The organism is Vibrio sp. L3-7, assembly GCF_963898195.1.
Taxonomy (GTDB): Bacteria; Pseudomonadota; Gammaproteobacteria; order Enterobacterales; family Vibrionaceae; genus Vibrio; species Vibrio echinoideorum.
This window is the reverse complement of the sequence record NZ_CAWQUW010000008.1, coordinates 16794-35378: the sequence shown is the minus strand read 5'-3', so window position 1 is coordinate 35378 and position 18585 is coordinate 16794. Positions and strand designations below refer to the sequence as shown.

Sequence of the window (18585 nt, the reverse complement as noted above, 5' to 3'; positions counted from 1 at the left end):
CTACTCGCTACAGCATATCTACTGCTTTCTCTACTGCAGCAATCAGTTTTTCAACATCATCCATGTTGTTGTAAATCCCAAATGAAATTCGTACCGTTCCTTTCACATTAAGCGCATCCATTAATGGATGAGCACAATGATGTCCTGCGCGTACCGCGATACCTTGTTGATCTAACAGTGTCGCAATGTCTTGATGGTGAACACCATCCATCACAAAAGTAATCACGCTTGCGTTGGGCTGATACCCCAAAACCTGAATATCATCCAGTTTACTGAGTGCACGGTAGGTTTCGTGCTGAAGCTGGTGGATATGATTTTCGACATATTGCTGTGCAAAACCACTCAACCATTCTATTGCAGTGCTTAATGCTATCGCGCCGGCTACATTTGGTGTTCCGGCTTCGAACTTACCAGGCAGTTCAGAAAAAGTAGTGCCAGAAAAAGAGACGCGCTCAACCATTTTGCCACCACCATGCCATGGAGGCATCGCTTCGAGCAATTCAAGTTTGCCATAAAGTACACCGATACCCGCAGGAGCGTAGAGTTTGTGCCCTGAAAATACGTAGAAATCCGCGCCTAAAGCAGCTACATCAACGGGCTCGTGTACGATGCCTTGCGCGCCATCAATAACCACAATCGCATTCATCTTGTGTGCTTTTTCTATGACAGCTTCAATTGGCTGACGAGAACCCGTCACGTTGGTTATCTGAGCTAATGCAACAATCTTGGTTCGTTCATTTAAAAGCGTATCAAACGCGACTAGGTCAAATTCGCAACCCGATCTCATCGGCACTTTAACGACTTTAGCCCCGGTTTGCTCTGCCACAATTTGCCAAGGCACAATGTTGGCGTGATGTTCCATTTCGCTAACCAAGATCTCATCGCCTGGCTGAAGGGTACTTCTTGCGTAGGTTTGAGCTATCAGGTTGAGTGCTTCGGTGGCTCCGCGAGTCCAAATGATCTCTTTTGAAGATCTTGCACCAATAAACTGAGCGACCTTATCTCTTGCCGCTTCAAACTGACTGGTCGCGTTCGCTGTTAAGCTATGACTACCACGGTGAACATTGGCATTTTGTTTGGAGTAATATTGGCTAATGGCATCAATAACCACCTGAGGTTTTTGTGTCGTTGCCGCGCTGTCTAAGTAAACCAACGGTTGTTGATTGATGGTTTGTGATAACGCAGGGAACTGCTCTCGGATGTGATTGATATCAAGCATCTATTCTTACCTAAAATCTTGGAAATTGGTGCTAGCGTTATGCTTAGCGGTATCGTTATTTTATCGCGACTTGTTAACTGTTGCTGACTAATCTTGATGATTCCAGCTATTTTCTCGTTCTTTGACTTGAGCAAACAGCTTTTGGTTAACGGGAACCTCTATCTGATGCTTAAGTGCTGTCTTTATAAGGTGTCCGGTAATGAAGTTTATCTCTGTCTTTCGTTGGTAAAACATATCCTGCTTCATGGATGAGTTGTTCTTCGCCGTGGCTTGGATAACCTGTTTGACGCTTGTCTCTAATTCGCCGAATGAACAAGTAATGCTTTCAGCTTGCATCACTTGCGTGAGTTCTTTAATTATAGATCTCAAAACGTTGCTAAATTTTTTGTCAGCAAGATCTCCGTTTTTGATTTGTTCCAACCCAGTGAGTGGGTTGATGGCACAATTGATGGCGAGCTTAGTCCATAGCGCTGTTTTTATCTCAGGATTCCAACTTACAACAGGTAGGGCATGCTCCAACACATCAACTAAAAAAGTGCATTGCTGACCTTTGAGGTTAAAAGCACCTAGTTGAGTTTGGCCTATTCCTGTGTGGGATACATTGTTGCGATTGGGTTTGAATGCTGCTTGGGTGGTGGTAGCTAGTACTGTTGGATGAGCATCAATTTGAGCGGCGATGTTGTCGACCGCGCCCATTCCGTTATGCATGAACATAAGAATAGTGTCAGGGTCGAGATATTGAAGCAATGGAATAGTGGCTTCTTTTACTTGCCAAGCCTTGACCGTGATGATCACTAAGTCACTCTCTGATAGCTTCTCGATATAGTTGTTACTGAAGGAAAGTGAAGCTTGTCCATCAAGCGATAAGTCAATTGAGTTATCAGTGGAGCGACTCCACAAAGACACATTATGACCAGCTTGAGAGAGTTTGATAGCCCACAAAGAGCCGATAGCTCCAGGCCCAATAATTGAGATGTTCACAGCAATACCGAGATAAGAAAGTGATGCTGCAAGGATAACGAGGCATTAAATGAAAGCAATAAAAAATGGCACCCGAGGGTGCCATTTTGGAAACTTTCTTAGAAGTTCGATTAGAACTTGTAAGTTACTGCAACGTAGTGACCTACGCCAGAAGAATCAGCTTGTGAAGTTGCATCCCACGGAAGGTCAGCACCGTCTTCAAAACCGTATACATCACTGTATAGTTTCAAGCCGTAACCAACTGCAAAGCGATCTGAGTGCCAGTAAATGCCGTTGAACATTGCGCCGCCGTTGCTTACTTGAGCGTATTCATCTTTCATACCAAACTGGTAATCGATGTAACCTTGGTAAGAGATGAATGAACCGTTCTCGAAGAAGAAGAATGGTTTGAACCAGTTAGTCGAGATTTGGAAACCGTTCCAATCTTTTTGGTTCGAGTCGTATGTACCGTAAAGGTTTAGACCCATTTTACCGAACCATGGAACCATTACGTCAGAACCAAGACCAACTTTCTGAGTGTTAACACCACCGTTGTTACCATCCCACTCGAAAAGAGTTGAAAGGTAGAGTTCTTCAACTGGACCGAAAGAGAGGTCTTTGCCAGTTAGGCCGTCAAGAGACATACGAGGAGCAAACTTCATAAAGATTTTGCCATCTTTGTCTGCTTTATCGCTGCTTGAGTCTGATGTTAGGTTAAATACATCAACATAACCATAAAGGTCGAAGATTCCTGAGCGACCGCCAAATTCCATCTCTAGGTAATCATGAGTAGATTCGTAAGGACCTTTCTCGTTGATTGCACCCATAATGTTGAACTGCATCCATTTGTAGTCGTTTTTATGGATGTCGCCGTCAGAATAATCAGCCGCCATTACTGGAGCAGATGTTGCTGCAATTAGGCCAAGAGCTAGAAGTGATTTACGCATAATGGAACTCTCTATGTTTAAAATAAGTAACCCGCTAATCCGTGCGTGTTTGTATGTCCGAATGCCGAGCATAATAGCGATTTTGTTCTCAAATAAAAGTGAGACAGAGTGAAAAATATAATTATTATGGTGAGGTTGATCACACTAACGATCTAAATGATGGAACTTTAAGATGGCAATGCATCTTGATGCACCTCTAATTCTATTGATTTTGTGAAACTTGATTATTTTGTAGATAAATTGGTGAATTACCGTCCTAAGCAAACGATTCTACTGAATCGAGTGACATGCATATCAAAATCAACAGTATTCCTTTCGAAGCGTTTTCTCGCGAAAAATGACTCATTCAACCAACCGCCTAATCTAGTCTTTGATCTATTTTTGACCAACGTCGTAATGATGTTGGAATCAATTGATGAACAACTCATGTGATGATTGGCCAGGTCTCTAAACCTAGTTGCTTTTTGAATCACGGAGAACCTTGGGACAGTTCACTGCACTAAATTTTGAGATGATGTTTAAAGATTTGTTAAAGAGCTTATCTTTCGTGTGACGAACTGGTCTAACTTTTTTGGAGAGAAGACCGATGAAATATTCACCAATACTCGTTGTAGCGATGTCAGCCTTGTTAATTGTTGGGTGTGATGACGACGATGAACCGACGACTCAACTTCAAGCCGTCCATGCATCACCCGATGCGCCCCTAGCTAATGTTATTGTCAACAGTCAGGCTCGTTGGACTGGCGTTGATTATGCTCAGGCATCAGGGTATACATCAGTGACGGCTGGGCAGACTTCCGTTCAAGTTGACGTTCAACTCCCTGGTGATGCCGTTTTAACCGTAATATCTCAGAACCAATTTGAATTGAGCAGCGATACTGATTACACAGTGATGGTAGTTGGTGATGCTGACGGTTCGAATAATCCAGTTGAGGCTTTAGTCGTGACGAGACCTGCGAGTGGTACAGCAACAAGCTCAAGTTTAGATGTGCAGGTTGTTCATGCGGCATCTGGTGTTGGGGACGTGAACTTATACGTTACAGGTCCGAGTGATCCATTGGGCGCTCCGCTTGGCACTCTCGGTTATAAAGACTTTACTGACGTACTCAATATTCCCGCAGGACAATATCGTGTGAGACTTGAAACGGTAAGTGGCAGTGCCATTGCTTTTGACTCTGGAGAAATCACTCTGTCTGGCGGTAGTGAGCTAACCATAGCGGCGGTGCCAAGAGCTGACTCAAATAGTGTATCTCCAGTGAAACTTATGGTGATGGACGGTAAAGGCTCATCTTTAATTTACGATATGGCCGAGACGGCAGAAGTGAGAGTAGGGCATCTTGTGGATGGTGCACCAAATGTAGATGTGTATGTAAATTCAGCCCAGTTTACACCGCTCGATGCTTTGATGTTTAAAGAAGTTCGTGGGTTCTTAGATTTAGCTGCAGGAAGCTACGATATTGACATCTATGAAACTGCAACGACGTCTCCAACATTTATTGATGTAGATGGTTTGGCGGTATTTGCCGGTATGGATTACAGCGTGTATGCCGTGGGGACAGTATCGCCTCTAGACTTGGAAGTACTCGTTGTTCCTGAAAATCGACGCCCAGTTGCAACCAGTGCAGTATTGAATATTACTCATGCGGCGGCTAACCCGATTGCAGCTTCAGTTGATATTTACTTGACTGAAAACGTGGGTATATCTGGTAGCACTCCGGCACTCAGTGATGTGAAGTTCAAAGATTACGCGAATGGTATTTATATGGCAGCGGGATCTTACTACGTGACGATTACTGTAGCAGGAGATCCAACTACTGTTGCCATTGACTCTGCGCCTGTAACTTTGGCAGACGGTGTCGTGTATCAAGTCGTCGCGATTGATGATTCGATGGGAACGGGTTTTAATCTAATTGTCAGTGACTCAACAGATTAGTTCTTTGGCACTAGCAATCAGAAAATAAAAGAGGGTAGCCCAATGCTACCCTCTTTTATTTTGTTTTCTTTTACTGTTATTCGTGGTTGTTTTTCGCTTTTTCTAACAAATCAGTGAAAAAGTGGCGTAACGAATAGAGCATGATCAAGCTTGGAATTACCATTAATGATGTCAGTATAAAGAAGGTTGACCAATCATTGAGGAAGTCGACCAACTCGCCACTGAAGGAGGCCAACGTCGTTCGACCGAAATTCCCCAAGGATGCGAGCAAGGCATATTGTGTTGCTGAGAAGGCTTGCCCAGTTAATAGCGTTAAGAAAGAGACAAATGCGACGGTCGAAAAGGCAGTCGTGAAATTATCGACATTAATCGTTGCCAAGAATAAGTTTTCATTTGGCCCTACTTGAGCAATCCATGCAAACATTAGGTTGCTGGCCGCCATTGCTACGCCACCAATCATTAGCCCACGTACAATACCGAATTTCACGTTAAAAATACTGCCTAACAGCGTGAAAAAGATCGTAGCGCCCCAACCAATCAATTTGGAATAGTGACCAATTTGTTCGTTGCTAAAGCCGATTTCTTTATAGAAAGGAATCGACATTCTGCCTAAGAAGGCTTCACCTATCTTAAACAGGAATACGAACAGTAGAAGCGTAATAGCAACTTGAACACCATTTCGTCTAAAGAAATCGTAGAACGGTTCCAGCACTGTAACGCTTAGCCAGGCCACAACTTTAGAACCCACCACTTTATTATGGCGCTGTTGTGCTTCTTTTTGTAATGCTTCACGTTGTGTTGTTGGCTCACCGACAAATAAGGTGAATAGCATCAGAATGATGACGACGCCAGCCATGCCATAATACACGCCGTTCCAACCGATGGTATCGGCATTGATAAATGCGAGATAACCAGGAAGAGAGTATCCAGTCCACCATCCCATCACGGCCATTGCGGATGCTTGTGGTAATTTGGAAGATTCCGATTTAGGGAATGAATCAATACGGAAGGCATCAATCGCTATATCTTGGGTCGCAGACGCAATTGCGATCCCGAGAGCAAGCATAGAGGTGAACATCAGATCATTGGCTGGATTTACTCCAGCGATGAAGAGCGTGCACACTAATACAAAGCTTTGACACAAAAATATCCAACTGCGTCGTTGGCCAAGAATGGCGTGCAGGATTGGCAATTTTACTCTGTCTACCAACGGTGCCCATAGAAAGTTAATGGCATAGACAGCGAATACACTGCCGAAATAACCAATAGCAGCACGGGTTAAGCCTGCATCTTTTAACCAACCAGACATGTTGGAGCCGATAAGAACCCAAGGGAAGCCACTCGAACAACCCAACATAAACACCCAGAGTAGACGTTTATCTAGATAGCTGCGGAAGGTCTGCATCCAAGAAAGAGAGGGAGAGCCTGATGACATAGGGCGTCCTTGTATAGAAAAACGCCCTTAAGAGGTTAAGGGCGTTGTATGAGATTACTTAAGAAGGGTTACTTTGGTGATGACGATAGGGTCTGTTGGGATATCAGACATACGACCAACTCGCTTGGTCGGAATGGTTGCCATCTTTTGAACGACATCAAAGCCCTCAGTCACTGTACCAAATACAGCGTAACCAGGGTTACCACCTTTAGCATTTAAGAAATCGTTGTCAGCAAAGTTAATGAAGAACTGACGAGTTGCAGAATCTGGCGCATTAGTGCGAGCCATTGCTATCGTTGCTGTATCATTCTTGAGACCGTTACTGCCTTCATTTTTGATAGGAGCATAAGTCGCTTGTTGATTCATATCTTGATCAAAGCCACCACCTTGAGCCATGAAGCCAGGAATTACTCGGTGGAAGATAGTGCCTTCGTAGCTGCCGTCTGCGACGTATTTAAGGAAGTTATCAACACTAACCGGTGCTTGCTCTTGGTTAAGCTCGATAGTGAAGTCGCCTAATGTTGTCTCTACGTTCACTTTAGGGCCAGCCCAAACGCTTACGCTAACCAGCATTAATGCGATAGAAGTTAGAATGCGGCTCATTAGAAACGTTCCTTCATGTAGTTTTGTAGTTCAGGGTCGTTCGCGATTTCAGTAAGAACCAAGTTGATCACATCGTTTAGAACCATTGAAATGTCGTCGTTTGAAGCGCTTAATGCACCGGTACGAGTTGCAGTGCCGTTGAATGTTTTTACAAGCTTACCTTCAGGTGTCTCAGCGGTAACTTCAAGTGTGACTTTACCGTCCATTTGGTTTTCCATAATGGTGTGTTCTACGGTAACAAGTGCTTCTTGAATCTCTAAAACAATTGAGTTTTCACTATTTACGCTTGCGCGGAAACCTTGGGATTCCAGTTGTTTTGCTAATGCGTCCTCTAGAGAAATACGCATGTTCTGTTTAGCGTGAATCGGCTGGATATTTGAACGGCCACTATCAACCAATGCTACGTACTGAGCTGCACGAACATCTTTACTGGTTAGTGTGTATGTTTTGCCTTGTACAAGGTTGCTTGAGCTTAGCGAAGCTTCTGGCATTACATTGATCTGTTCTTGCTGAGGGGCTGAACATGCTGTTAAAGCCATAATAGAGGCAGCCAAAATCAGTTTTTTCATTCCTTTATCCTTTCTAAATTCACACCAGAAGCTCGGTATTTTAAATTCTTATGAAGCAGTCTACTGCCTATTTATTAAAATTAGCAGGTTCTCTTGTTGCCTGTAATATCTCAAATTTTTGGTTCAACTCAAGCGTTTCGACGTTCGCTTCACCAAATAATCTTGCTAGTTTGACATCGTATCCGAGGTGGCGGTTGCCAATAACAATTAATTTGCCTCCATTGCTTAGAACATGCTTTGCATCACAGAACATTTGCCACGCAATGTGATCTGTAATCGCTTGCTGTTGGTGGAACGGAGGGTTACACATGACTAAGTAAGTGCTGTTTTTCTTAAAGCCATCTAAACAGTTGTTTGCGATGAACTGGAAGTTACCTTCTTCGCCAAGATTGTCTTTTACATTTTGGCGCGCAGATTCCACAGCCATGAAGCTTTCGTCTACACAGGTAATACGAGCTTGTGGGTTTAACTGACCTGCTTTCACACTCAGTACACCATTACCACAACCTAAATCAATTATGTGACGCAATTCTGGATCTTGTGGGATGTGTTCCAACATATAACGAGCGCCTTGATCGAGTGCCTCGCCTGAGTAAACATTTGGTAAATTTTTCAAGCGAATATCTTCACCATCAACATCCCATTCAACATTAGGCTCTACTGTTTGAATCGGTTGGCAGTTTGGAGAAGAGAACACAAGGCGATGCTTTTTCTTAGCCAGAGAGGTTTTGGTTTCACCCAGATATTTTTCAAACAGGTTAAGTGTTGAAGTGTGGATCTCTTTTACTTTATTCACACCAATCACTTGGCTGCCTTCAGGCAGTGCTTGGCGCAACTGGCTCAACTGCCATACTAGGTGGCGGTTGGTTTTTGGCAATTGCATGATCACAAGGTCGATACCGTGTGGAATATCATCCATAGTGTTTAAAAAGTTCACACGGTTGCTTTGATTACGTTGCAAGTTTTTTAGCGTTCCGCGATGAGAGATAAAAGAGTCACTCATCATAGTCACGTCATGATCTTTAGAGAACCAAGCGGATAGGGCACCAAAACTGTCGTTCATGATCAGGATGTGTTTACCAGGTTCAAGATTCATCTCTTCAACATGGCTAATCAGGTATTCGTCGCCGGCATCCCAAGCTTGAAGGGTTTCATTTGAACGATTGGGGAAACGATTTAGGGTTAAAGTTCTATCGTGAAGGGTAAGTTCAGTTTTCATTGCTTGAGATACTTATGTAAGAAATAACAAAGATATTGTCTCAAATGCAGCCTGAACAAGATATAAAAAACTCGACTAAACCCCTCGAGTCAGCGATGAAATACTCAGACAGTCGGTTAGTTAGGGTTTATACTGGAGCGACAGATAATGCCAATACGCTATTTAAGGAATCACAATGATCCAAGAAGTTATCGAAACAAAATTGCACAATGAGTTTTCACCAAGTCATTTAAACGTGGTGAATGAGAGCTATATGCACAATGTTCCGGCTGGTTCTGAGAGTCATTTTAAAGTGATTGTTGTCAGCGATACGTTTGAAGGGTTGCGTCTTATTGCTCGTCATCGAGCGGTAAATAAAGCACTTTCAGAAGAGCTAGCGAATAATATCCACGCGTTGTCTATTCACACTTATACAAAAGATGAATGGATGAAGCAGCTAGATAACGTGCCAGATAGCCCAATGTGTATGGGCGGTGGCAAGTAAAAGGGTTTATACAGATAGAGGAAGCGTAATAGTGCTTTTTTGGTCGTCAAACTTATGTGTTTTTCGTTCTTATATCACCCAAATTGATGTCAAATTGAACGGTTTAAAATACCTACAATGAGTAATGTTTTTATTAACAGTGTTTCAACATAACTCGTAAAATATTAGTTTGTGACAGAGTATTAATCTCTTGTTTAAAACACGATTCAAAAGCCATTTTATCTGTGCGGCTCGTCAAATTTATACATATTTGAGAGTCCATATGCTTCAAATCTCACCAAATTAAGGCCGTATTCAAGCTATTGGTCATGGCATCAAGTTGTCAAAAAATGCTAGTATACGGCACCTGATAAATCTCACATGATTTGTGTGATGAGTTTATTAAGATAATGTTGCGATTTTGGTATCTCAAATTTACCAAAACCGGACACTGTAATGTCGTGTCTAAGGGCGATTTTAAAACGTCCTGAATTTACGCAATTAAAAGAATCTTTTTCCCGATAAAGTAGTGCAAGTGCGTATGATTACAATAAAGAAGGGTTTGGATCTTCCTATCGCAGGAACTCCATCCCAGGTGATTAATGATGGTAAGTCCATCACTAAAGTCGCCTTGCTTGGCGAAGAGTACGTTGGTATGCGTCCTACGATGCATACTCGCGTTGGTGATGAAGTGAAGAAAGGCCAAGTTCTTTTTGCAGATAAAAAGAACCCAGGTGTTGTATTTACTTCTCCAGCAAGCGGTAAAGTTATTGAAGTGAACCGTGGTGCTAAGCGTGTTCTTCAATCCGTAGTGATTGAAGTAGCAGGCAATGAGCAAATCACGTTCAATAGCTATGAAGCTAACCAATTAACAGGCCTTGACCGTGAAACGGTTAAAGCTCAGTTAGTTGAGTCTGGCGCATGGACCGCTTTGCGAACTCGTCCGTTCAGCAAGGTTCCAGCAGTTGATTCTGAAACTCAGGCTATTTTCGTTACTGCTATGGATACTAATCCGCTAGCAGCTGAGCCAGAATTAATTATTAACGAGCAGTCTGATGCTTTCGTTGCTGGTTTAGATCTTCTTTCAACTCTGACTAACGGTAAAGTGTACGTTTGTAAAAAAGGTACTAGCTTACCTCGTTCAGCTCAGTCTAACGTTGAAGAACATGTTTTTGATGGCCCACACCCTGCAGGTCTTGCAGGCACGCATATGCATTACCTATATCCGGTAAATGCACAAAATGTAGCGTGGAGCATTAACTACCAAGACGTTATCGCATTCGGTAAGCTTTTCCTTACTGGTGAAATTTACTCTGAGCGTGTTGTTTCTCTGGCTGGTCCAGTGGTAAACAACCCACGTCTAGTTCGTACTCAAATTGGTGCTAGCCTTGAAGAGTTAACGGACAGCGAGTTGATGCCAGGTGAAGTTCGCCTGATTTCAGGTTCAGTGTTATCTGGTGTTCACGCTTCAGGTCCAAATGCTTACCTTGGCCGTTACCATCAACAGGTTTCGGTTCTTCGTGAAGGTCGTGATAAAGAGCTATTCGGCTGGGCTATGCCTGGTAAGAACAAGTTCTCTGTTACTCGTTCATTCCTTGGTCACGTGTTTAAAGGTCAGTTGTTCAACATGACAACGACGACAAACGGTAGTGATCGCTCTATGGTTCCAATTGGTAACTACGAGAAAGTAATGCCATTAGATATGGAGCCTACTTTGCTGCTTCGCGATCTATGCGCTGGCGACGTTGATAGTGCACAAGCACTTGGTGCGCTAGAGCTAGATGAAGAAGATTTAGCACTGTGTACCTTTGTATGTCCTGGTAAGTACGAGTACGGTCAGTTACTTCGTGAATGCCTAGATACAATTGTGAAGGAAGGGTAATTTTCATGGGCCTTAAAAAGTTTATTGAAGACATCGAGCATCATTTTGAACCAGGTGGTAAACACGAAACGTGGTTTGCGCTTTACGAAGCAGCAGCAACACTTTTCTACACACCAGGTACAGTTACAAAGAAAAGCTCGCATGTCCGTGATAGCGTTGATTTAAAACGTATCATGATCATGGTTTGGCTTGCGGTATTCCCAGCAATGTTCTGGGGTATGTACAACGCAGGTGGTCAAGCTATCGCAGCACTTAACCATATGTACGCAGGCGCTGAATTAGTTTCTGTTATCGATGGTAACTGGCACTACTGGCTAACCGAAATGCTTGGAGCCTCCTTAGGGCCCGATGCAGGTGTTGGCAGTAAGATGCTACTCGGTGCGACATACTTCCTGCCTATCTACGCGACGGTGTTTATCGTCGGTGGCTTCTGGGAAGTTCTGTTCTGTATGGTGCGTAAGCACGAAGTCAACGAAGGTTTCTTTGTTACTTCTATCTTATTCGCGCTTATCGTTCCGCCAACACTTCCTCTATGGCAAGCAGCACTAGGTATTACCTTCGGTGTTGTTGTAGCTAAAGAGATCTTTGGTGGTACAGGTCGTAACTTCCTGAACCCTGCGCTTGCTGGCCGTGCGTTCCTATTCTTTGCATACCCTGCACAGATCTCGGGCGACGTAGTTTGGACTGCAGCTGACGGTTTCTCTGGCGCAACTGCTCTTAGCCAATGGGCTCAAGGCGGCGGCAGTGCTCTAATGAACGTAACATCGGGTGAAGCAATCACTTGGATGGATGCATTCATTGGTAACATTCCAGGTTCTATCGGTGAAGTTTCAACGCTAGCACTTATGATCGGTGCTGCAATGATTGTTTACATGGGCATTGCTTCATGGCGCATCATTGCGGGTGTAATGATCGGTATGATTGCGGTATCAACACTATTTAATGTGATTGGTTCTGACACTAATGCAATGTTCAGCATGCCTTGGCATTGGCACCTAGTACTAGGTGGCTTCGCATTTGGTATGTTCTTCATGGCGACCGACCCAGTATCAGCTTCATTTACCAATAAAGGTAAATGGTGGTACGGCATCCTAATCGGCGCAATGTGTGTAATGATTCGTGTAGTTAACCCTGCATATCCAGAAGGCATGATGCTTGCGATTCTATTCGCAAACTTATTTGCTCCTCTGTTTGACCACGTTGTAATCGAGAAGAACATTAAGCGGAGACTAGCGCGCTATGGCAAGTAATAACGATAGCATTAAAAAGACGCTGTTTGTTGTTATCGCATTGAGCTTAGTGTGCTCAATCATCGTTTCAACAGCTGCAGTTGTTCTTAAACCGAAGCAACAAGCTAACGCAGTTCTGGATCAGCAAACTAAGATCCTTGAAGTTGCAGGCATTGAACTTACTGGTGATGTTCCAGCGTTGTACGCAGAGAACATCGAACCTCGTCTAGTTGATTTCGCTACTGGCGATTTCGTTGACGGCGATGCTGCTGCATTCGACCAACGTAAAGCGGCAAAAGATCCTGCTCAGTCAATTAAGCTTTCAGCTGAAGATGACATCGCTAAGATCATTCGTCGTGCTAATACGGGTACTGTATACCTAGTGAAAGATGGCGCTGATACTTCTAAAGTTATCATCCCTGTTCACGGTAACGGCCTATGGTCAATGATGTACGCATTCGTTGCGGTAGAAACTGATGGCAACACGGTTTCTGGTATCACTTACTACGAGCAAGGTGAAACTCCTGGACTTGGTGGTGAAGTTGAGAACCCGTCTTGGCGTGCTCAATTCGTTGGTAAGAAATTATTCGACGAAAACCACAAACCAGCGATTCAGGTTGTTAAAGGTGGCGCTCCTCAAGGTTCTGAGCACGGTGTTGATGGCCTTTCTGGTGCAACACTGACCAGCGTTGGCGTTCAACATACATTTGACTTCTGGTTAGGTGATATGGGCTTTGGTCCGTTCCTAGCAAAAGTTCGTGACGGAGGTCTGAACTAATGTCTAGTGCAAAAGAAATTAAAAAGAGCATCTTAGCGCCAGTGTTGGATAACAACCCTATCGCGCTACAGGTTCTTGGTGTGTGTTCTGCTCTTGCGGTAACCACTAAACTAGAAACAGCATTTGTTATGACTATCGCGGTAATGTTTGTTACTGCTCTGTCGAACTTCTTTGTTTCTTTGATCCGTAACCACATTCCTAATAGTGTGCGTATCATCGTTCAGATGGCAATTATCGCATCATTAGTAATCGTGGTAGACCAAGTGCTTAAAGCATACCTATACGATATCTCTAAGCAGTTATCTGTATTCGTTGGCCTAATCATTACTAACTGTATTGTAATGGGTCGTGCTGAAGCGTTCGCAATGAAGTCTGCGCCAATCCCATCTTTCATCGATGGTCTTGGTAACGGTCTTGGTTACGGTTTCGTTCTTATCACTGTTGGTTTCTTCCGTGAGCTTCTAGGCTCAGGCAAACTATTTGGTATGGAAGTTCTACCTCTAGTGAGCAACGGTGGTTGGTATCAGCCAAACGGCTTGATGCTTCTAGCACCTTCAGCATTCTTCTTAATTGGTTTCTTGATTTGGGCAATTCGTGTGTTCAAACCAGAGCAAATAGAAGCGAAGGGGTAAGGTAGTCATGGAACATTATATTAGTCTGCTAGTTAAATCGATTTTCATCGAAAACATGGCGCTTTCTTTCTTCCTAGGTATGTGTACATTCCTAGCGGTATCTAAGAAAGTTAAAACTTCTTTTGGTCTTGGTGTTGCGGTAGTTGTAGTACTTACAATCGCTGTTCCTGTAAACAACCTTGTTTACACACACATTCTAAAAGAAAATGCACTTGTTGCAGGTGTCGATTTGAGTTTCCTTAACTTCATCGCATTCATTGGTGTTATCGCAGCACTTGTACAAATCCTAGAGATGGTTCTAGACCGTTTCTTCCCACCTTTGTACAACGCACTAGGTATCTTCCTTCCTCTGATCACAGTTAACTGTGCAATCTTTGGTGGTGTATCTTTCATGGTAACTCGTGACTACAACTTTGCTGAATCCGTTGTTTACGGCTTTGGTTCTGGTGTGGGTTGGATGTTAGCTATCGTTGCTCTTGCGGGTATCCGTGAGAAGATGAAGTACTCTGACGTACCCCCAGGTCTACGTGGCCTTGGTATCACGTTCATTACTGTTGGTCTGATGGCGTTAGGCTTTATGTCTTTCTCTGGTGTTCAACTGTAGGGTAAGCACCCAGTAATAAGGAATAACAAATGCAAAGCATTATTCTTGGCGTAGCGATGTTTACCATTATTGTATTGGCTCTAGTACTAGTGATTCTTTTCGCTAAGTCTAAGCTAGTACCATCAGGTGACATCACTATTTCAGTAAACGGCGACCCTGAAAAGGCGATCGTTACTCAACCTGGTAGCAAGCTACTTGGTGCCCTTGCTGGCGCTGGTATCTTTGTATCTTCTGCTTGTGGTGGCGGTGGCTCTTGTGGTCAATGTCGCGTGAAAGTTAAGTCTGGTGGTGGCGACATCTTACCAACTGAACTTGATCACATCACAAAAGGCGAAGCTCGCGAAGGCGAACGTCTTGCATGTCAAGTTGCTATGAAAACTGACATGGAGATTGAACTAGACGAAGATATCTTTGGTGTTAAAAAGTGGGAATGTTCTGTTATCTCTAACGATAACGAAGCTACTTTCATCAAAGAATTGGCTCTAGCAATCCCTGAAGGTGAAGAAGTTCCGTTCCGCGCGGGTGGTTACATTCAAATTGAAGCTGAACCACATCACGTGAAATACGCAGATTACGATATTCCTGATGAATATCGTGGTGACTGGGATAAGTTCAACTTGTTCCGTTACGAGTCTATCGTTAAAGAGCATTCGATTCGTGCTTACTCTATGGCTTCATACCCAGAAGAGAAAGGCATCATCAAGCTTAACGTGCGTATCGCAACTCCGCCGCCAAACAATCCTGATGTAGCTCCTGGTGTGATGTCTTCATACATCTGGTCTCTTAAAGAAGGCGACAAATGTACTATTTCTGGTCCATTTGGTGAATTCTTTGCTAAAGACACAGACAATGAAATGGTATTCATCGGTGGTGGTGCAGGTATGGCGCCAATGCGTTCACATATCTTCGACCAACTTAAGCGTCTTAACTCTACTCGTAAGATGTCTTACTGGTACGGTGCGCGTTCTAAGCGTGAGATGTTCTACATTGAAGATTTCGACGGCCTAGCGGCTGCAAACGAGAACTTCGTGTGGCACTGTGCACTGTCTGATCCTCAACCTGAGGACAACTGGGACGGTTACACTGGTTTCATCCATAACGTATTGTACGAAAACTACCTGAAGGATCACGAAGCTCCTGAAGACTGTGAATACTACATGTGTGGTCCACCAATGATGAACGCTGCTGTTATCGGCATGCTGAAAGATCTTGGTGTAGAAGATGAAAACATCCTACTAGATGACTTCGGTGGTTAATCCATTTAAGTGATTGATATTATGGCTGACTCCTACGAGTCAGCCATTTGTTTTTATAAGACTGTTTTTTGACAATACAATGGCTTATATAAGAAAGAGTAAGGTATTAAATACCTAATTTTTCTCTTATTTTTCCTTATATAAATCCTCAACATTAGATAGGAGTAAGCAAGTGAGAATTTGGCTTGTTGCATTAACTTCTTTGATTTTTCTTGCTGGCTGTGAACAGTCAAGAGAACAAGTACATTTAAGTGGCCCAACAATGGGTACCAGTTACAATATTAAATACATCAACGGTGATGAGTTTCCTGAGTCTAATAAAGTTCATACCGAGATTGATCGTTTGCTTGAAGAAGTGAACGATCAGATGTCGACTTACCGTGAGGACTCTGAACTAAGCCGTTTTAACCAACATCGTGGCGCTGACGCATTTGAAGTGTCTGAACAAACGGCTCTTGTAGTGAAAGAAGCCATTCGTTTGAACGGTCTTACTGAAGGTGCATTGGATGTTACGGTTGGCCCGCTAGTTAACCTATGGGGTTTTGGTCCTGAAGCGCGCCCTGAAGTGGTGCCTACAAATGAAGAGATCGCTGCTCGTAAAGCAAAGGTTGGTATTCATCATTTGAGCGTTGAGGGTAATAAACTGACGAAAGATTTACCAAACTTGTATGTTGACCTTTCAACTATCGCAAAAGGTTGGGGAGTCGATGTTGTAGCTGATTATCTTGACTCAATTGGTATACACAATTACATGGTAGAAGTTGGTGGTGAGATCCGCTTAAAAGGCCTAAACCGTGAAAGTGTGGGTTGGCGTATCGCGATAGAGAAGCCAAGCGTTGAAGAGCGTAACATTCAAGAGATCATCGAGCCGGGTGATATGGCGATTGCAACGTCTGGTGACTACCGTAACTATTTTGAGCGTGATGGTGTGCGTTACTCACACATCATTAACCCGGAAACAGGAAAGCCTCTTCACCATAAAGTGGTTTCTGTGACTGTTTTAAATCCGTCTTCAATGACTGCAGATGGCTTATCTACAGGCCTAATGGTCTTAGGTGAAGTGAAAGGAATGGAAGTCGCAAACCAACATGGTATCCCTGCATTCATGGTGGTAAAAACAGCAGATGGCTTTAAAGAGATTGCTTCTGAAGCATTTAAGCCATACTTAGGTAAATAAGGTAAGCGAGAGAATTATGAATACATTTCTGATTACATTTGGTGTTTTTCTTGCAGTAATCGCAGCAATGTCGATTGGCTATATTGTTCAAAAGAAAGTTGTGAAAGGTAGCTGTGGTGGCTTAGGTGCTGTTGGTATTGATAAAGTGTGTAACTGCCCTGAACCTTGTGATGCACGTAAAAAACGTGAAGCACGCGAAGCATATCGTGAAGAAAAACTTGCTGAGCGCCAACAAAAAGAAGCGTCTTGGAGTAAAGACCGTATTGCTTAATTTGCGATATTTATTCTGGAACGAGTGAAATCGAGTTCCTTAAAGTGCAAAGAGCTCAAGGCCTATCGTCTTGAGCTCTTTTTAATTTAGGTAACCATTACAATCTACAAATTTTTGGAAGTTAAGAATTTTGTTTGGTTATGACTTATTAATCTTGCTGGGTGTTGCGAGCGAACACAAGCTGGTTTCTGCCTTGCTCTTTAGCGGTATAAAGTAACTCATCTGCCGCTTTTATTTGTTCATCGAGCTTTGCGTCTACATCAGTGACTCCGATGCTGATGCTAACTTTAATACGATTATCGCCATGCATTACTTCATGGTTTTCTATCGCGACCCTCATTGATTCTAAGTCATCAACAAAGCTTTCAAATGGCCTACATGCTTGAATGCAAAATTCTTCACCACCAAAGCGAACAGCCACATCATCTTTGAAATGGTCTTTGATGATCTTCCCTACCGCGACAAGTACTGCATCGCCACCATCGTGACCATAGGTGTCATTTACTTTCTTGAAGAAATCGATATCCATCATCGCGATATTACGTTGTGGGCATCCCTTACATATCTGATTAAACAGGTAACGGCGATTCCATAGGCCTGTTAAGGCATCTTCATTTGCATGGCGGAATAACTCATTGGTCGCTTCTTTCATATCGAGTAGTTGATGAATACGGCAGAAAAACTCTTCTTGGTTAAATGGCTTATAAAGGAAATCATTAGCGCCAGCTTTAAGGAAGCGAGCCGTCATTGTGCGGTCATCACTGCCTGACAAGCCAAGAATAGCAAGTTGATTGCGGTCATAATGGACTCGAATATCACGGGTCATAGAAATACCATCTTTTTTTGGCATATCGTGATCAGTGACGACAAAGGTGATATCGGAATCGTTTCGGAGGAGCTCTAGCGCTTGCTCTCCGTTTTCAGCTTGGATGGTTTGAATATATTGATGTTCTAGGAGTTGGACTACATATCGACGAACCACAGCGGAGTCATCTACTACCAGCGCTTTATGATATCGATTGTTTGAAATTCGTTTAACTAGAGGAAGTAAGTAACTTACCGATGACATGCTGTCTTTTAGGATGTAATCAAGCACACCTTTTGCAAGAACCTGCTCTCGAAGTGTGTTGTTAAACATGCCTGTTAGAACAATGATTTTTTGCTGATAGCCGAGTACTAAGTCAATAATTTCGCCATCTTGACCGTCAGGTAAGCAGTAATCTAGAACCGCACACAAGAAATCCGTCTGTTGCTCTAATATAGCTTTGGCTTCTTCGACAGACTCTGCCAATACAACTTCATAGCCATCGTTCTTAAATTGTTGGTAAAGATAGTTTCTGAATGCACGACTATCTTCCACAACTAGTATTTTTTCACTCAAAAGCGATCCCTACTTAATAGACTAAAT

At 43.2% G+C, this 18585-nt stretch carries 18 protein-coding genes; 10 read left to right on the top strand and 8 right to left on the bottom strand.

The features are described from left to right. Positions 1 to 7: 7 nt before the first annotated feature. The 3 genes from csdA to AACW75_RS07860 all read right to left on the bottom strand — a co-directional run bounded on the left by csdA (position 8) and on the right by AACW75_RS07860 (position 3126). Positions 8 to 1219 (bottom strand): cysteine desulfurase CsdA, encoded by a 1212-nt coding sequence (csdA, locus tag AACW75_RS07870; protein WP_145570624.1) that lies wholly within the window; start codon positions 1217 to 1219, stop codon positions 8 to 10. Between the two features lie 87 nt (positions 1220 to 1306). Next, positions 1307 to 2200, bottom strand: coding sequence for a 2-dehydropantoate 2-reductase (gene panE / locus AACW75_RS07865; RefSeq protein WP_145570626.1), 894 nt, complete (start codon positions 2198 to 2200; stop codon positions 1307 to 1309). Between the two features lie 110 nt (positions 2201 to 2310). After that, complete coding sequence (locus AACW75_RS07860; RefSeq protein WP_135455466.1) at positions 2311 to 3126, bottom strand: nucleoside-specific channel-forming Tsx family protein; 816 nt, start codon at positions 3124 to 3126, stop codon at positions 2311 to 2313. Between the two features lie 586 nt (positions 3127 to 3712). Between AACW75_RS07860 and AACW75_RS07855 the strand changes: the two genes are divergently transcribed. After that, entirely contained in the window at positions 3713 to 5059 is a 1347-nt protein-coding gene (locus AACW75_RS07855) for a DUF4397 domain-containing protein (RefSeq protein ID WP_145570628.1), read from the top strand. 76 nt (positions 5060 to 5135) lie between these two features. Here the strand turns inward: AACW75_RS07855 and AACW75_RS07850 are convergent, their stop codons facing one another. From AACW75_RS07850 to AACW75_RS07835, 4 genes are all read right to left on the bottom strand, one after another. Further along, positions 5136 to 6494, bottom strand: coding sequence for an AmpG family muropeptide MFS transporter (locus AACW75_RS07850; protein ID WP_237297704.1), 1359 nt, complete (start codon positions 6492 to 6494; stop codon positions 5136 to 5138). 54 nt (positions 6495 to 6548) lie between these two features. After that, positions 6549 to 7097, bottom strand: coding sequence for a peptidylprolyl isomerase (locus AACW75_RS07845; RefSeq protein WP_017074205.1), 549 nt, complete (start codon positions 7095 to 7097; stop codon positions 6549 to 6551). Continuing rightward, positions 7097 to 7666: a YajG family lipoprotein gene (locus AACW75_RS07840; protein ID WP_017074206.1), complete on the bottom strand. Its 570-nt coding sequence runs from the start codon at positions 7664 to 7666 to the stop codon at positions 7097 to 7099. Before AACW75_RS07840 ends, AACW75_RS07845 begins: the two co-directional genes overlap by 1 nt. A 67-nt stretch (positions 7667 to 7733) precedes the next feature. Further along, a complete protein-coding gene (locus tag AACW75_RS07835) occupies positions 7734 to 8885 on the bottom strand; it encodes a methyltransferase (protein WP_017074207.1) in 1152 nt (383 codons plus the stop codon). 175 nt (positions 8886 to 9060) lie between these two features. On the opposite strand from AACW75_RS07835, the gene bolA reads away from it, so the two are divergent. The 9 genes from bolA to nqrM all read left to right on the top strand — a co-directional run bounded on the left by bolA (position 9061) and on the right by nqrM (position 17177). Next, the gene (gene bolA / locus AACW75_RS07830; RefSeq protein ID WP_017074209.1) at positions 9061 to 9369 is read left to right on the top strand and encodes a transcriptional regulator BolA; all 309 of its coding nucleotides are present in this window, start codon (positions 9061 to 9063) and stop codon (positions 9367 to 9369) included. Between the two features lie 520 nt (positions 9370 to 9889). Next, positions 9890 to 11230 carry a Na(+)-translocating NADH-quinone reductase subunit A gene (locus AACW75_RS07825; protein WP_017074210.1) on the top strand — a complete coding sequence of 447 codons (1341 nt, stop codon included), beginning with the start codon at positions 9890 to 9892 and terminating at the stop codon, positions 11228 to 11230. A gap of 5 nt (positions 11231 to 11235) precedes the next feature. Then, the gene (locus AACW75_RS07820) at positions 11236 to 12480 is read left to right on the top strand and encodes an NADH:ubiquinone reductase (Na(+)-transporting) subunit B (RefSeq protein ID WP_017074211.1); all 1245 of its coding nucleotides are present in this window, start codon (positions 11236 to 11238) and stop codon (positions 12478 to 12480) included. Next, a complete protein-coding gene (locus AACW75_RS07815; protein WP_017074212.1) occupies positions 12470 to 13237 on the top strand; it encodes a Na(+)-translocating NADH-quinone reductase subunit C in 768 nt (255 codons plus the stop codon). Before AACW75_RS07820 ends, AACW75_RS07815 begins: the two co-directional genes overlap by 11 nt. Next, positions 13237 to 13869: an NADH:ubiquinone reductase (Na(+)-transporting) subunit D gene (locus tag AACW75_RS07810; protein WP_017074213.1), complete on the top strand. Its 633-nt coding sequence runs from the start codon at positions 13237 to 13239 to the stop codon at positions 13867 to 13869. Before AACW75_RS07815 ends, AACW75_RS07810 begins: the two co-directional genes overlap by 1 nt. A 7-nt stretch (positions 13870 to 13876) precedes the next feature. After that, positions 13877 to 14473 (top strand): NADH:ubiquinone reductase (Na(+)-transporting) subunit E, encoded by a 597-nt coding sequence (nqrE, locus tag AACW75_RS07805; RefSeq protein ID WP_004735211.1) that lies wholly within the window; start codon positions 13877 to 13879, stop codon positions 14471 to 14473. A gap of 29 nt (positions 14474 to 14502) precedes the next feature. After that, positions 14503 to 15729: an NADH:ubiquinone reductase (Na(+)-transporting) subunit F gene (gene nqrF / locus AACW75_RS07800; protein ID WP_017074214.1), complete on the top strand. Its 1227-nt coding sequence runs from the start codon at positions 14503 to 14505 to the stop codon at positions 15727 to 15729. A gap of 172 nt (positions 15730 to 15901) precedes the next feature. Continuing rightward, a complete protein-coding gene (locus tag AACW75_RS07795) occupies positions 15902 to 16906 on the top strand; it encodes an FAD:protein FMN transferase (RefSeq protein WP_017074215.1) in 1005 nt (334 codons plus the stop codon). A gap of 16 nt (positions 16907 to 16922) precedes the next feature. Further along, entirely contained in the window at positions 16923 to 17177 is a 255-nt protein-coding gene (gene nqrM / locus AACW75_RS07790; RefSeq protein WP_017074216.1) for a (Na+)-NQR maturation NqrM, read from the top strand. 148 nt (positions 17178 to 17325) lie between these two features. Here the strand turns inward: nqrM and AACW75_RS07785 are convergent, their stop codons facing one another. Continuing rightward, positions 17326 to 18558, bottom strand: a complete 1233-nt coding sequence (locus AACW75_RS07785; protein ID WP_017074217.1) for a GGDEF domain-containing response regulator — start codon at positions 18556 to 18558, stop codon at positions 17326 to 17328. Positions 18559 to 18585 lie beyond the last annotated feature (27 nt).

Coding starts and splice junctions, on each gene's coding strand:
- csdA (WP_145570624.1), bottom strand. CDS start 1,219: ATGCTTGATATCAATCACATCCGAGAGCAGTTCCCTGCGTTATCACAA.
- AACW75_RS07860 (WP_135455466.1), bottom strand. CDS start 3,126: ATGCGTAAATCACTTCTAGCTCTTGGCCTAATTGCAGCAACATCTGCT.
- AACW75_RS07855 (WP_145570628.1), top strand. CDS start 3,713: ATGAAATATTCACCAATACTCGTTGTAGCGATGTCAGCCTTGTTAATT.
- AACW75_RS07850 (WP_237297704.1), bottom strand. CDS start 6,494: ATGTCATCAGGCTCTCCCTCTCTTTCTTGGATGCAGACCTTCCGCAGC.
- AACW75_RS07845 (WP_017074205.1), bottom strand. CDS start 7,097: ATGAGCCGCATTCTAACTTCTATCGCATTAATGCTGGTTAGCGTAAGC.
- AACW75_RS07840 (WP_017074206.1), bottom strand. CDS start 7,666: ATGAAAAAACTGATTTTGGCTGCCTCTATTATGGCTTTAACAGCATGT.
- AACW75_RS07835 (WP_017074207.1), bottom strand. CDS start 8,885: ATGAAAACTGAACTTACCCTTCACGATAGAACTTTAACCCTAAATCGT.
- bolA (WP_017074209.1), top strand. CDS start 9,061: ATGATCCAAGAAGTTATCGAAACAAAATTGCACAATGAGTTTTCACCA.
- AACW75_RS07825 (WP_017074210.1), top strand. CDS start 9,890: ATGATTACAATAAAGAAGGGTTTGGATCTTCCTATCGCAGGAACTCCA.
- AACW75_RS07820 (WP_017074211.1), top strand. CDS start 11,236: ATGGGCCTTAAAAAGTTTATTGAAGACATCGAGCATCATTTTGAACCA.
- AACW75_RS07815 (WP_017074212.1), top strand. CDS start 12,470: ATGGCAAGTAATAACGATAGCATTAAAAAGACGCTGTTTGTTGTTATC.
- AACW75_RS07810 (WP_017074213.1), top strand. CDS start 13,237: ATGTCTAGTGCAAAAGAAATTAAAAAGAGCATCTTAGCGCCAGTGTTG.
- nqrE (WP_004735211.1), top strand. CDS start 13,877: ATGGAACATTATATTAGTCTGCTAGTTAAATCGATTTTCATCGAAAAC.
- nqrF (WP_017074214.1), top strand. CDS start 14,503: ATGCAAAGCATTATTCTTGGCGTAGCGATGTTTACCATTATTGTATTG.
- nqrM (WP_017074216.1), top strand. CDS start 16,923: ATGAATACATTTCTGATTACATTTGGTGTTTTTCTTGCAGTAATCGCA.